Here is a 14,019-nt window from a genome sequence, read left to right as displayed (position 1 = left end):
TCGACCGCTTCTTTCCCACGCTCTCCATAATGCTGGACATCCTCCCGGAGACCCCAGGTCCCCTGATCTTGGATGTCCGTCAAAACGGGGCAGGCCCACCTCAACGCCCGAGGCGGGAGCACCGGGCACCAGTCGGCATCGGAAACTCCACGATCCACCACCGCCTGGCGGCCAGGATCACCGGGCCGCCGCGCAGCCGCGGCCGCCGAACACCACCGGCCACCGCCCCCAAACCCGCGTGTCGATTTCAGGCGCGCTCCAAGCCCCAACTCCACACGCACACAAGGGCCCAGCACTGCGTGTTGACTTCAGGTGCGGAGCACGCCCCAAATCCACACACGAGTCCGGCTTCCACACTGCGTGTTGACTTCAGGTGCGGAGCACGCCCGAAATTCACACGCGGGCCCGGCTTCCACACTGCGTGTTGACTACAGGCGCGGAGCACGCCCCAAATCCACACACGAGCCCGGCTTCCACACTGCGTGTTGACTTCAGGCGCGGAGCACGCCCGAAATTCACACGCGAGCCCGGCTTCCACGCGGCGTCAGTGGTCCTGGTGGGCGATCCTCGTCATCTGGGGCCAGAGCAGGATCAGGAAGACCGTGGAACCGGCGAAGGCGACCCAGAACGGCGCGGCGATGCCGTAATGCGTGGCCAGCACGCCGCCGAAGGCGGAGCCGATCACCAGGCCGCCGTAGACGCAGATCGTGTTCACGCTGTCCACCCGGCCCTGCAGGTGCTGCGGCACGGCGCGCTGGCGGACCACCCGGGACGTGGTGCCCCAGACGAACGCGTGCGCGCCGAACAGGAAGAAGACCGGCAGCGCGATCCACGGCGAGGTGGTGACGGCCAGGACCAGGTGGGTGAGGGTCTCGATGACCAGGCCGATCCGCATGATGTCGCCGAGGCTGAGGCGCGCGGTGAGCCAGCCGTAACAGGCCGTCCCGACGATGCCGCCCACCGCGGAGACCGTCGTGATCAGGCCGAATCCGATCGCGCCGAGGCCCAGCTGTTCACTGGCGTAGAGCACCAGCACCGACCAGGCCGCCCCGAACGTCAGGTTGAAGATCAAGATCGTGAGACAGAGGGTACGCACGGCGGGGTGCCGGATCACCCAGCGGATGCCCTCGGCGATCTCGTGCCGGACACCTCCCGGCTCCGCGGAAACCGCTACCGAACGACCGTGCGGCGGCAGCGTGACCCGGGCGACCATCAGCACCCCGGCGGCGACCAGCAGGGTCTCGGTGACGAACGGCCAGATCCGGCCGCCGGCGAAGAGCGCCGCGCCCAGCGCCGGGCCGGCCAGCTGGTTGAGGGTGATGAAACCGGTCTGCAGGCGGGCGTTGGCGATCACCAGGTCGTCGCGGTGCACCAGCATCGGGGTGAGCGTCGCGGTGGTGTTGTCGGCGAAGACCTCGGCCGTCGCGATCAGTCCGAGTCCGATCAGCGCGCCGTGCACCGTGAGACGTCCGGTGGCGAGCAGGCCGACCAGCGCGCCGAGTACGACGAGCCGCATCGCGTTGGCGACCAGCACGATCCGGCGGCGGTCGTGCCGGTCCGACAGCACGCCGGCGTAGAGGCCGAAGAGCAGCGGCGGCGCCCAGCCCAGCAGCGCGGCCAGGGAGATCAGGATCGGGTCCCGGCTGAGCGAGGCGACCAGCAGCGGACCGGCCGCCGCGGCGATGCCGTCACCGAGGTTCGTGGTCCACGAGGAGGCGAGCAGCCATCGGAAGCTGGAGCCGAGCCGGGCGGGCAGGAAGGTCTGGACGATCGCGCTCACAAGGGGATCACCCTACGGGTCGGCGGCCGTGACTACGATCGGAAAATGGTCAGCGTCACGGTCACCTGGGAGCCGTCCGGCGCCGGCGTGCTGCGACTGCCGTCGGGGCGGCTGGTCCGGGGCCGCGGACTGCGGGACGCCATGCCGTCCGGGCATCCGCCACAGATCGGTGTCTATCTGCTGGGGTCGCCGCCACCCGAGTTCGGCTGGGAGAGCCACTGGGTGAGATGGCCGGATTTCCGGTTGCCGGGCGATCCCCCGTACCTGGAAAGGGTTTTGATCGAAAGCCTGCGCCGCAGCGCGGGTGAGCGGGTCGAGGTGGCGTGCGGCGGGGGTCGCGGGCGGACCGGGACGGCGCTGGCCTGCCTCGCGGTGCTGGACGGGGTCCAGCCCCGCGAGGCGGTGGCGTTCGTCAGGCGGAACTATCATCCCCGGGCGGTCGAGACGCCGTGGCAGCGCAGATTCGTGGAGCGGTTCAGCTCGCGGTGACCGGGGGCCGCCAGACGGTGAAGTCAGCGATGTGGAAGTGGCTGGCCACCGTGCGGAAGGCGAACCAGCCGCTGGAGTACGGGTCCGGATCGGTGTAGTCGAAGACCAGCTGGTCGTCGCTGTAGTAACGGATCTGCGACCCGTTCACGGAGATCCGCACGCGGATCGGCACGTTCGCCTCGATCAGCGGAGTCGTGTAGTCGTAGATCAGCGGGCGGTTGCCCTTCTCCCCCACGTATTTGCGGAACCTGGTGGTGGTGTTGAGGTTGGCGCCCTGCCCGACGTAGTACGTCTTGAGGTAGTCGTACTCGGCGAAGGCGCCGTTGCGGGTGGTCGCGAAGATGTCGGCGGGCGAGCGCACGTCCCGCGCGTTCCAGAACGAGTTCAGGTCGGTGACCAGGTCGTTCGCGCCGCCCCGGGAGATCGGGGTGGCGGTGTACTCGATCTCGTAGGGGCCGGACAGCTCCTGCTTGAGCCAGACGGTCGCGCCGTTGGGAACGTCGATGTCCAAGATCCCATTGGCGGCCGAGACCGTGCCGCCGCTCTGCAGCTCGGCCTTCCACTTGCCGGAGTCCGCGGTGAAGTCGTCCTCCGCGACGACCTGCCAGGCGTTGCCCGCGGTGGCCGTCGTCTGGATCCGCGGCTTGGCGGGCGGCCTGCTGCCGTACCCGAAGTAGAAGTCGGTCAACGTGGACTGGAGGTAACCCCGCACGGTCCAGCCCAGGCGATATCCGGGGTTGTGAGCCAGCGTGTAGAGCTTCACGTTGGTCGGGATGTTCGTGGTGAAGAGCCGCAGCGCGGTGTGGTCGGCGGTCTCCGCCAGATACTCCTCACGCCAGTCGCCGAGGATGTCGCCGTAGAACGGGACAGCGTTGCGCCAGGAGGACACCACGCCGGACGGCTCGAAGATCTTGGACGACGTCGCGGTCTTGTAGTTCCACTTCTCGACGTACGTGTTGTCGAGCAGCTCCGCGCCCTTGTCGCCGTCCCACCAGATGCGGAAGTTCACGCTCGGCGTGGTCTTGGAGATCTGCTCGCCGTCGACGCTCCACACGCCGGCGCCGGGGAGCTCGCTGTTCGCTGTCGCCGCCCAGAACTCGTAGCCGTCGTGCCGCGGATCGATGTCGGCGGTGGTGCCGCGCGGGACGTCCCAGAGCGTGGCGTCCTGCGGGACGTCCGGGTGCGAGCCGGTGATCAGCCGCTCGCCGGTCGACGCGTCGTAGTAGTACCAGGGGAAGTTGGTGAAGACGCCGCCCTCGGTCTGCTGGATGGCGTAACCCTCCAGGCCGGGACGATCCGGATCCAGGTCACCGATGTGGAACCGGTCGCCGTGGATGGACTCCGGCACCACGTACCGGAAGGTGCCGTCGCTGTTGACGACGTAGTTGCCGTCCGCGATCTCGTCCTTGCCGTCCTGGTCGACGTCGATGATCCGCAGCTGGTGGAAGCTGGTGCCCTGGTCGGCGCCGCGCTGGTAGACCCAGCGCTGGGTCAGGTCGCGGCCGTTGTAGTCCCACGCCGCGAAGAGGACCCGGAAGTCGCCGCGCTTGGCGCCGGCCCGGACCACCTGCTTGGTGATCAGGCTCGGGTGCACGCCGTCCAGGTACGCGATGCCGTACTGGCCGCCGGAGGGACCGTCAGCGGCGAAGTCCTTACTCACTGACGCGCGCGAGCGCTCCACGCCGGTCCGGCCGTCGATCACCGAGACGAACTGGTCCAGCTCGTTGTCGGACTTGATCACCGCGCCGTCGGCGAACGTGGTGCCGTTCGCGGTCTTCACGAAGACCTCGGAGCGGCCGTCGCTGTCCGCGTCGTAAACCGTGACGTTGTCGTCGTTGCGGTACCCGGCCACGTCGCCGTACCCGCTGATCGCGGCGAGCGGCGGGTCGTTGGCGGCGTTGCCTCCCTGGCGGACGTGGGACGCCGGCCCGAGGTTCACCCGCCACAGGTTCGTCCCGGTGAGCGTGTACGCCTCCAGGTAGTTGGGCTGGTCGAGGGCGTACGACAGGCGGGACACCACGATCTCGTAGTCGCCGTCGCCGTCCAGGTCACCCGGCCAGGCGTGCTGGACGTAGTAGTTCGGCGCGTCGAGCAGCGGGATGTCGCCGGGAGTGACCGCCGGGGCGCTCGGCGCCTGCTCCCGGTTCTTCACCACGGCCCGGACGGTGTAGACGCCCGAGCCCTTCGTCGTGTCGGTGAAGCTGGTCGAGGAGTCGATCGGCTTCGTGTTGAGCTTCTTCGAGCCCTTGTAGACGTTGAACTCGACGTTGTTGCCGTACTCGGTGCCGAGCAGGCGCCAGCTCAGGAAGGTGCCGCCGTCCTTGGCGGGCACCGCGACGAGGCCGCGGTCCAGGGATTCGACGATGCGTTTCGGGCTCTTGTCCACAGCGTGGCCGCCGGCCTGAGCCGGCGTGGAAAGGAAGCCGGCGGCCAGCGTGATGCCGGTCGCCGCGGCGAGGACGCGTTTCATGGCCCGGAAACTAGGGGGCGGGTGTTGATCGATGTTTGCGCGAGTTTGAACGTGATCGCGAATGTGGTGGCGTTCGGTGAGGTGGCGCTATTTCTGCGCTGCAAAAGTATGACCTGGACTACACGCCTCGATCAGCTCCGCCAGCAGCGGCGCCAGCCGCTCGTCCGGGTCCAGCTCGCCGATCCGGGCGGAGATCTGCTCGGACACCCGCTCGTGCAGGCGGCGGCCGCGCGCCGCGAGATGCACCCGGATCCGCCGGCGGTCCACGTCGTCGCCCCGGCGGTAGACCAGGTTGTCCTCGACCAGCTGGTCGACCAGCCGGGTGAGGCTGCCCGGCGGCAGGGACGCGAGCTCGGAGAGCTCGGTCATGAAGTGGCCCTTGCCGTCCGCCAGCGCGGAGATGACACGCCAGGCGTCCGCGGTGCAGCGCTCGGCGTCGAGGATGCCGGAGAGACGCCGGGCGAGCAGCCGCTCGGCGCGGGTGAGCAGGTACATCAGATCGGAGGATCCCCGCATCGCTGGCATGTTACCGAAGCTCTATAAAAATCGAGCACGATGAGGCGATGCCGCGGCCGACCACCTTCGACGTGGCCCTCGTCGTCCCGCTGCGCGGCCCGGCCGGGATCTTCGGTCCGAGCGCGGAGCTCTGCGCGGAGCTCGCCGCCGAGGAGATCAACGCCGGCGGTGGCGTGCTGGGCCGGGAGCTGCGGCTGATCCCGGTGGACGGCGGCGCGCCGCCACCGGCGGTCGCCGACGAGGTGGCAGCGCTCGTCGGCTCGGGCCGGGTGCAGGGCGTGACCGGGTGGCACATCTCCCCGGTCCGGCAGGCGGTCGCCCCGCGGGTGGCCGGCCGGGTGCCCTACGTCTACACCGCCCTCTACGAGGGCGGCGAGCGGACCGAGGGGGTCTTCCTCACCAGCGAGACGCCCGACGTGCAGCTCTTCCCGGCGATGCGCCTGCTGGGCGCGGAGCGAGGCGCCCGGCGATGGTACGTGGTGGGCAACGACTACGTCTGGCCGCGCCGGACCGCCCTGGCCGCCCACCGGTTCGCGGCCGGCGCCGGGTTGAGCATCGTCGGGGAGAGTTATGTCCCGCTCGGCACCCACGACTTCACCGGCGCGCTGCGGGCGATCGAGCAGTCCGCCGCCGACGCGGTGCTGATGTTGCTGGTCGGCACGGACGCCGTCCGCTTCAACCGGGCCTTCGCCCGCTCCGGGCCGGCCGGGCGCTGCCTGCGCCTGAGCACGCTGATGGACGAGAACATGCTGCTCGCGAGCGGCGCGACGGCGACCGCCGACCTGTTCAGCACGGCCGGCTTCTTCGCCTCGATGGTGACACCGGAGAACCTGGACTTCCACGGCCGCTACGCCCGCCGCTTCGGGGCGGAGGCGCCCCCGCTCGGAAGCCTGGGCGAATCCTGTCACGAGGGCGTGCTGCTGCTCGCCGCGCTCGTCGAGCAGGCCGGGGCGGTCGACCCGCGCTCGATCGGCGGGGCCGCCGAGTCGGTGTCCTACGAGGGCCCGCGCGGGTTGCTGCGGTTGCGGGAGCGGCACGTGAACCAGCGCATCTATCTGGCCGAGGCGCGCGGCGTCGAGTTCGACGTCCTCACCCAGCTGCCCTGACCTGATCCGGCCATCTGATTCGACCACCTGGCCGGCGACCGTTCGGATCAGCGCGCGAGCTGACGTGATCATCGAGCCCTCCGGTACTCACACGTCCTCGGCGAGGACCTTCTGCACCTCGGTACGCAGCGACTCCATCTCCTCCTCGATCCGGTGGTGCTCACTCGGCGTGTATCGCAGGATCGAGCCCGCTTCCTGAAGGTTGGGCCTTGCTCCGGACTGGACGGCGATGTTCAGCCGCGTCTTCCACACCCGCTCGGCGGCCTTGGTGGCCGCCGCGTCGATCTGGGCGGAGAGCCACTTCTTGTCGGCGTCGGTGAGTGCCACTTCGATGTCCTCCAGTCGCCAGGACGAGGCGTCGGCCTCGCGCTTCGTCTCGTAACTCGCACTGAAGTGCGCGTGCTCGGTGTGCGGGCTGGCGCCGGTGTAGGCACGCCGGCGCCAGGAGTTGGACGCCTCCCAGATCCGGCGGTTGTAGATGATGTAGCGCAACCGCTTCTCGGCGCCGCTGCGGCACCGGCGAAGAACGTGCTGCACCACCATTTCCATGGTGAGATTCGGGGTCCGCAGATCGTCGTCCGCGTCGAATGCGTGCACCTCGTGCTTGCCGTCCGCGTCCCGGATCGGCACCCGCCCGACCTCGTCGTCGTTGTGGTCGGAGACGTTCGCCTGATGAGCACGGTCACCGATGGCGCCATCGCTGGCGCGATCACGGCCAGGCGCGATTCTGTTCAGGTCGGCGCGCAACCGCACCAGACTCGGCACCAGAACCCATTCAGCCATCCGGGGTCCTTTCAGCACTGTTGTCGGTCATCGAATCAGCCCCGCCATTGCCGTCCCATGGTTGCCGCTGACAAGCCGCAATAAAACGCTCCATGGTGGTGACAACTCACTACATGGAGTGAATGGACGACGAAAATCGCAGGTCGTCACGACCGTGCCGAGATGTGCCAGAATGCCCCGATGTGACGTCGGTCACCAGGTGAATCGGCCGGGATAGACCACGTCGGCCAGCTCGTTCTGGCCCTCCACGTTGGGATGGAAATAGTCGATCTCGTTGACCAGGTCGAGCGTGAAACGCACGTCGTGCGCCGCGCCGCCGTCCCAGCGGCACCGCTTCCCATAGGCCTTGCAGGCCTTGCGCAACTGCTCGTTGTACGCGTCGATCCGGTCCCGCACCGCCCGGCGGCGTTCGTCGTCCGCGCTCGCCGTGGAGGTCGGAGCGGCGAGCATCGACGGGCAGATCCGGCCGTCGCTCCAGACCCGCGCCGCCTGCTCGTTCTTGCGGCCCACCTCCCAGAGGCGGTACAGGTCCGGGATGCTGACCATCAGGACCCGCGCTTTCGGCAGGCCCTTCTTGAGCCGGCTCAGGCCCCGGTCGACCTCCTGCCGGAACGTCCGCACCGGGGTCATGTCCCGCACCCGGCCGGCGCACGCGTCGTTCGCGCCGATCAGGATCGTCACGTACTGCGCCTTCGCGTCCACGGCCCGGTCCGCCTGCCCGGCCAGCGCGTCCGCCTCGGCGCCCGGGTCGGCGAAGTTGTCCGCGTTGTTCTTCATCTTCGGGTTCTTGTCCAGGATCCGCTGGTAGTGGCTCTCCACCGCCGAGCTCGTGCCGGTCGACCAGGAGTTGCGGGAGCACGCCACGAACGCCAGGCAGCTGCCGAAGCCGGCGGTGATCGAGTCGCCGAGAGCCGCCATCCGCGACGGGTACGACGTGCTGCCGGGCTTGCGGCTCGGCGACGGCTCGGGCGCGGCCTCACCCGCGCCGTCGCAGGCGATCGCGACGGCGGCGAGGACCGCGAGGACTGCGGCGTGCCAGCGACGAATCATAGTCACCGAACGATATGACAGGTTTTGCGATCATGCACAGAGCTTGCTGAGTGTTGGCATAGCTTTCCCTCAGAATGGATTTCTAGCTTGCTGGGGCCGTGGGATTTCCACATTCCGAGGGGACCAGCACCGTGATCTACGCATCCACGAAACTGAACGAATCCAGCACCGCGAAGGTCTTCGTCGATTCCACCGGGCGGCGGAAGCGGATTCTGATGTTGTCGGGAATCGCGGCCGCGGCCGGCGCCCTGCTCTATATCGGCGTCATCGTGTCCAGTTTTGTTCAGGCGCCGTCGGCCGAGCTCACCACCAAGGGCACGGTCGTGAGGGCGAGCCCTTCGGCGGCGCACGACAGCCACCGCTGAGCCGGCGATGACATCGCTACTCGAAGTCCGCGAACAGCTTGGTGAAGGCGTACTCGGACTGCGAGATGCCGCTGCACGTGCCGCTGAGCTCGCCGTCGCCGCAATCGCCGTTGTCCCGGTTGACCGACCAGAACCGGACGAAGCCCAGCCCTTTCTCCGCCGCGAAGGCGAGCACGGCACGGGCGTTCGCGACGGTCGTGACCGGTCCGGTGTCGTTCACTCCGATCATCGGGGTGACGCCGAGCATCGCGTAGAGCTCCGCCTCGGTCCGGCCCGGCCAGACCGTCGCCAGGTCGGCGTGCACCGCCTCGGTGGCCTCGGTCATCGCCTCGCCCCAGCCGCTGTCGTAGCCGAAGTTCATGGTCATCGCGTTGACGGTGACCTCGACGCCCGCGTCGGCGAGCGTGCGCAGCAGCTCGACGCCGGTGTCGGTGAGACCGGTCTCGGTGCCGCCGACCGGCAGGGTCAGGCTGATCGCGGTGTCCCGGCCGGACTGCAGCTCGGCCAGGGCCGCGGCCACGGTCCCGTGGTCGACGTCCTGCTCGATGTCGACGTCGAGGTGGTTGCTGCCGGCGGCGTCCAGAGCTTCCGCGTACGCGTCCGCGAGATCACCCGACGAGCAGACGCTCTCCAGGTACGTCCCGGTGGCGCCACCCGTGGAGACGATCACCTCCCCGCCGATCCCGTCGATCGCCTCGATCTCGCCGGCCACCGCGCTGTCGTCCAGGGCAGTGCTGCCACCCCAGGTCGGCGTGCAGGTGCCCGCCGCGTCGGCCAGCACGAAGGCGAGCGAGAAATCGGTCAGCCCGGTCTTCTCGTGCACCTCCTCGATGTCCGTGTCGCCGCCGAGGATGTCGACGTACGGCGCGACGACCGGCCCCTCGCCGCCGTCCCCGGCCGGCGCGGTCGTCGCGCTCGCCGCGGCGCTGGGCGTGGCGGCCGCCGAGGCGCGGGGCGACGCGCCGGCCGTGGCGCTCGGGGAGGCCGAGACCGAGGGCGAGGGCGAAGCGGAGGCGGAGACGGTCGCCGCGGGCGCCGCGGCCGGCTGGGTCTCGGCTTCGGCCTGGCTCTTGCAGGCGCCGGCGAACAGGATCCCGGCGACCGCGAGGCAGGCCAGGGCGCGACTTATCGGGTGCATGCCGAGATAGTTGCATTTCTCGGTCATATCAGTACTTAACTATTCGCGCCTAAGCGTTCAATCCGGACACAGCACGCACACAATCTGCGCCCGATTCGCCCCGGAAAGAAAGGGAGCGACCACCGGCAGACAACGAATCAAGTGACCTGTCCCACATCAGATGAAAGGTATTCGCGTGAGTGTCTACACGTCGGGGAAGGCGAAACCACCCGGGAATTCGCCACCGAGCAGGCGGCGCATCCGCGTGCCCGAACCCCGCTGGGTGATCTTCGCGGTGCTGCTCACCCTGTTCGCGAGCATCCTGCTGGTGAACGGACTCGTCGAGGGCGAGTTCACCCAGGACGGCGCGATCGAGTCCACCGCGCAGACCGACCAGGTCCCCGACGCGGCGCTGACCGGCGGCCCGATCATCCAGACCGACGGGACCACCACCACGACCGTCGACGCCGGCGCCAAGCAGATCGTGCTGACCTTCGACGACGGCCCGGACCCGGAGTACACCCCGGAGATCCTCGACGTCCTGGCGAAGTACGACGTCCCGGCCACGTTCTTCATGATCGGATCGGAGATCAGCAAGTACCCCGACCTGGTCCGCCGGGTGGTGGCCGAGGGCAACGAGGTCGGCGTGCACACGTTCACCCACCCCGAGATGTCCAGCAAGGGCGACTGGCGGCGCACGGTGGAGATGCAGGAGACCCAGTACGCGCTGGCCGGCGCGGCCGGGGTGACCAGCGTGATCTTCCGGCCGCCGTACTCGTCGACGGTGGCGGCGCTGGACAACACCAACTGGTCGGTGATGGCCGAGATGGGCGCGAGCGGTTACCTCACCGTGGTCAACGACCTGGACAGCCGAGACTGGGAGTCCGGGGTCACGAACGCCGACATCGTCGAGGCGGTCACCCCGGAGGACGGCGAGGGCGCGATCCTGCTCTTCCACGACGGCGGCGGCGACCGGTCGGACACCGCCGAGGCGCTCGCCACGGTGATCCCCGAGCTGCTGGAGCAGGGCTACACGTTCACCACGATCGCGGCGCTCACCGGCATGGAGACGGTGAACCCGAAGGCCACCACCCAGGACCTGGTGATCGGCACGAGCATGGTCGGCGCGGTGCAGATCGCCCGGAACACCACGATCTGGTTCTCCGGGCTGCTGCTGCTCTTCGGCGTGCTCACGGTGGGCCGGCTGGCGCTGATGCTGATCCTCGGCCGCCGGCACGCGAACCGGCATCGCCGGGGCCGGCGACGAGCCGGAGGCGTCGCGCCGAACACCTGGGGACGGCCGTACACCGAGCCGGTCACGGTGATCGTCCCGGCGTACAACGAGAAGGAGTGCATCGCCGACACCGTGCGATCACTCGCGGCCAGCACCCATCCGATCCGGATCATCGTGGTGGACGACGGCTCCACCGACGGCACCGCGGAGATCGCCGAGCGGCTCGGCTACCCGAACGTCACGGTGATCTGGCAGCCGAACAGCGGCAAGCCGGCGGCGCTGAACACCGGCATCGCGGCGGCCGGCACCGACGTCGTGGTGATGATGGACGGTGACACGGTCTTCGAGCCGGACACCGTACGCCAGCTGGTGCAGCCGTTCGCCGACGCCACGATCGGCGCGGTCGCCGGCAACGCCAAGGTCGCCAACCGGACCGGCTTGATCGCCCTCTGGCAGCACATCGAGTACGTCGTCGGCTTCAGCATCGACCGCCGCGCCTACGACGTGATGCGCTGCATGGCGACCGTTCCCGGCGCCATCGGCGCGTTCCGCCGGGAGGCGCTGCGCCAGGTCAACGGCCTGTCCGACGACACCCTGGCGGAGGACACCGACCTCACCATCGCGATCATCCGGGCCGGCTGGCGGGTGGTGTACGAGGAGCACGCCCGCGCCTGGACCGAGGCGCCCACCACGATCTCGCAGCTGCGGCGACAGCGCTACCGGTGGAGTTACGGCACCATGCAGGCGATGTGGAAGCACCGCCACACGCTCGTGGAGCGTGGTGCGGGCGGCAAGTTCGGCCGCCGCGGCCTGCTCAACCTGCTCCTCTTCCAGACCCTGATGCCGCTGCTCTCCCCGCTGATCGACGTCTTCCTGATCTACGGGTTCCTGTTCCTGGACCCGATGGAGACCGCTGTCGCATGGCTCACCATGCTCGGCATCCAGCTCGCCGGCACGGTGTACGCGTTCCGGCTGGACGGCGAGAAGCTCGCACCGGTCCTGATGGTCCCGTTGCAGCAGTTCGTCTACCGGCAGCTGATGTATCTGGTGCTGATCCAGTCGGTGCTGGCCGCCCTGGGCGGCATCCGCCTCGGCTGGCAGAAGCTGCACCGCGCCGGCGGCCTCAGCTCCCTGCTCAGCAACCGCACCCCGAGCGGCGGTTAGAGACCGGCCCGGCCGCTCCGGATTGCCGACCCCGGAGCGGCCGGCCACCACCATTGACATCGATCTCGAATGTTGCGAGTGTGCGTCCACCACGTTTCGTGTGTGTTTTTGTGCACAAGGCTTCTGGGAGAGGCTCGATGTCACCAACAACTCACCGTCCTTCCCGTCGTTCGGTCACCGCCCTGCTGGGCGCCCTTCTTCTTTCGCTGGCATGTGTGAACGTTCCCACATCGGCGTCAGCAGGGTCCCGGCCCGTCGCCGACACCGCCTGCGCCACCACCGGCTCGGTCGATTTCGGCGTCGATCTCGCCGGCGGCGGCTGGAAGTTCACCACCGGCGACGACACCACCTGGTCCGACCCCTCGTTCGCGGACACCACCTGGCGCGACTGGAGCGTCCCGGACAACTGGGGTGATCACCCCGATCTCTCCGGTTACGACGGCTACGCCTGGTACCGCAAGACCTTCACGCTGCCGGCCCGGCCGGCCGGCGTCACCGACTCCACGATCATCGCGGCGCTCGGCAAGATCGACGACGCGGACCAGGTCTTCCTCAACGGCTCCGAGATCGGGCACACCGGCGGCTTCCCGCCCTCGTTCGACTCGACCTGGGAGGTTCCGCGCGAGTACTACCCGGCCGACGGGCTGCTCCGGTGGGGCGCCACCAACGTGCTCGCCGTCCGGATCTACGACGGCACCGGGGGCGGCGGCTTCTACCAGGGACCGGTCGGCCTCTTCTCCAAGGCGCGGCTGCGGGCCCTCGCGGGAGTGACCGGGACCGCTGCCACCCGTACCCAATTGGCGCACGCCTGTGCCGTGCTGAGCCGGCAGCACCGCGCCGTGGCCGCCGGGGATGTCCGCGGCTATGCCGCGACGCTGGCCTCCGGATTCTTCCACCAGGGCGACACCGCGGAGCGCCGGATCACCGAGCTGCGCGCGCTGCTGAAGAAGGGCAGGGTCACGCTGACCGACAGCCAGGCGGAGGTGTTCGTCGACGCGCGAGGTCGCCTCGTGGTGGACACCATCCGCACCTGGACCGGTCTGCCCACCACCCGTGAGCTGCTCTATCTCGACCCGCGCAAGCTCGTGGAGATCGGCGATCACGCCCGGTTCTTCCGGGACGACTACGACTCGGCCGCGATGGGGCGGCGGACGCAGTTCAACGTCTACCTGCCGCAGAACTACACCCGGACGACCGCGCAGCGCTTCCCGGTGGTCTACCTGCTGAACGGCTTCAACGGCAGCAACATCGAGTGGGAGGCGCGGGACATCGACACCGTTCTCGACAAGCTGGGTGTGAACGCGATCGTGGTCTTCCCGGACGGCGACAGCGGCTGGTACGTCGACACGTCCGCCGGCAACTTCCGCTCGATGATCGTCAAGGAGATCGTGCCGATGGTGGACCGGGTCTACCGGACCATCCCGGACCGCGAGCACCGCGGCATCAGCGGTGTGTCGATGGGCGGGCAGGGCGCGTTCACGCTCGGCCTGACGAACCCGGACGTGTTCAGCTCGATCGCCAGCCACATGGGCGCGCTCAGCCTGGCGCCGCTGGTCGGCACGGCCGAGGAACGCGCCGCGAACGCCGGCCTCCGGCCGCTCACCCTGGTCGCCGGGATGTCCGCGGACGCGCTGAACCGGCACCGGTTCTACTTCGACGGCGGTGACTCCGACGAGTACCGGTTCGGCGTGGCCGCCCAGCAGATGAGCACCGCGCTCGCCGCGAAGGGCGTGAAGCACGACTATCAGCTCGGAGCCGGGCGGCACGACGACGCTTACTGGATGCCGAAACTGGACCGGTCCTTCGCGCTGCACGCCGAACAGTTCGCCGCGCACCCGGTCCGCTAGGAGGTCAGTGCTGGAGCAGGTCGTGGGGGGGGGGGGGGGGGGGGCGGGGCGGGGGGGGGGGGCGGTATGGGAAAAAGAAACGTGAAGAGACCCCACCC

Annotated in this window: 11 protein-coding genes; 5 read left to right on the top strand and 6 right to left on the bottom strand. The window is 69.1% G+C overall.

Going from position 1 to position 14,019, the window contains the following annotated elements; translation table 11 throughout:
• Nucleotides 1-544 precede the first annotated feature (544 nt).
• Entirely contained in the window at nucleotides 545-1,780 is a 1,236-nt protein-coding gene (locus AB0F72_RS41805; protein WP_360444769.1) for an MFS transporter, read from the bottom strand.
• 45 nt (nucleotides 1,781-1,825) lie between these two features.
• On the opposite strand from AB0F72_RS41805, the gene AB0F72_RS41800 reads away from it, so the two are divergent.
• Nucleotides 1,826-2,269 carry a protein-tyrosine phosphatase family protein gene (locus AB0F72_RS41800; protein WP_360444766.1) on the top strand — a complete coding sequence of 148 codons (444 nt, stop codon included), beginning with the start codon at nucleotides 1,826-1,828 and terminating at the stop codon, nucleotides 2,267-2,269.
• On the opposite strand, the gene AB0F72_RS41795 is transcribed toward AB0F72_RS41800, so the two are convergent.
• Both AB0F72_RS41795 and AB0F72_RS41790 read right to left on the bottom strand, forming a co-directional pair.
• Complete coding sequence (locus AB0F72_RS41795) at nucleotides 2,256-4,739, bottom strand: DUF6250 domain-containing protein (protein WP_360444763.1); 2,484 nt, start codon at nucleotides 4,737-4,739, stop codon at nucleotides 2,256-2,258. The two genes, AB0F72_RS41800 and AB0F72_RS41795, sit on opposite strands and share 14 nt — an antisense overlap.
• A gap of 87 nt (nucleotides 4,740-4,826) precedes the next feature.
• Complete coding sequence (locus AB0F72_RS41790; protein WP_360444760.1) at nucleotides 4,827-5,255, bottom strand: MarR family transcriptional regulator; 429 nt, start codon at nucleotides 5,253-5,255, stop codon at nucleotides 4,827-4,829.
• Nucleotides 5,256-5,302: 47 nt separating this feature from the next.
• On the opposite strand from AB0F72_RS41790, the gene AB0F72_RS41785 reads away from it, so the two are divergent.
• Nucleotides 5,303-6,361, top strand: a complete 1,059-nt coding sequence (locus AB0F72_RS41785; protein ID WP_360444757.1) for a substrate-binding domain-containing protein — start codon at nucleotides 5,303-5,305, stop codon at nucleotides 6,359-6,361.
• Nucleotides 6,362-6,448: 87 nt separating this feature from the next.
• On the opposite strand, the gene AB0F72_RS41780 is transcribed toward AB0F72_RS41785, so the two are convergent.
• A complete protein-coding gene (locus AB0F72_RS41780; protein WP_360444754.1) occupies nucleotides 6,449-7,144 on the bottom strand; it encodes a hypothetical protein in 696 nt (231 codons plus the stop codon).
• A gap of 192 nt (nucleotides 7,145-7,336) precedes the next feature.
• Nucleotides 7,337-8,194 (bottom strand): GDSL-type esterase/lipase family protein, encoded by an 858-nt coding sequence (locus tag AB0F72_RS41775; protein ID WP_360444772.1) that lies wholly within the window; start codon nucleotides 8,192-8,194, stop codon nucleotides 7,337-7,339.
• Between the two features lie 131 nt (nucleotides 8,195-8,325).
• Here AB0F72_RS41775 and AB0F72_RS41770 point away from each other — a divergent pair, with 131 nt between their 5' ends.
• Entirely contained in the window at nucleotides 8,326-8,559 is a 234-nt protein-coding gene (locus tag AB0F72_RS41770; RefSeq protein WP_360444751.1) for a hypothetical protein, read from the top strand.
• 16 nt (nucleotides 8,560-8,575) lie between these two features.
• On the opposite strand, the gene AB0F72_RS41765 is transcribed toward AB0F72_RS41770, so the two are convergent.
• The gene (locus AB0F72_RS41765; RefSeq protein ID WP_360444748.1) at nucleotides 8,576-9,724 is read right to left on the bottom strand and encodes a chitinase; all 1,149 of its coding nucleotides are present in this window, start codon (nucleotides 9,722-9,724) and stop codon (nucleotides 8,576-8,578) included.
• A gap of 217 nt (nucleotides 9,725-9,941) precedes the next feature.
• On the opposite strand from AB0F72_RS41765, the gene AB0F72_RS41760 reads away from it, so the two are divergent.
• Together AB0F72_RS41760 and AB0F72_RS41755 are read left to right on the top strand one after the other, a co-directional pair.
• Entirely contained in the window at nucleotides 9,942-12,074 is a 2,133-nt protein-coding gene (locus AB0F72_RS41760; protein ID WP_360444745.1) for a bifunctional polysaccharide deacetylase/glycosyltransferase family 2 protein, read from the top strand.
• Nucleotides 12,075-12,289: 215 nt separating this feature from the next.
• The gene (locus tag AB0F72_RS41755; protein ID WP_360444742.1) at nucleotides 12,290-13,921 is read left to right on the top strand and encodes an alpha/beta hydrolase-fold protein; all 1,632 of its coding nucleotides are present in this window, start codon (nucleotides 12,290-12,292) and stop codon (nucleotides 13,919-13,921) included.
• Nucleotides 13,922-14,019: the final 98 nt, after the last annotated feature.

It is taken from the genome of Actinoplanes sp. NPDC023936 (assembly GCF_040639325.1).
Taxonomy (GTDB): Bacteria; Actinomycetota; Actinomycetes; order Mycobacteriales; family Micromonosporaceae; genus Actinoplanes.
This window is presented reverse-complemented; position numbering and strand designations above follow the sequence as displayed.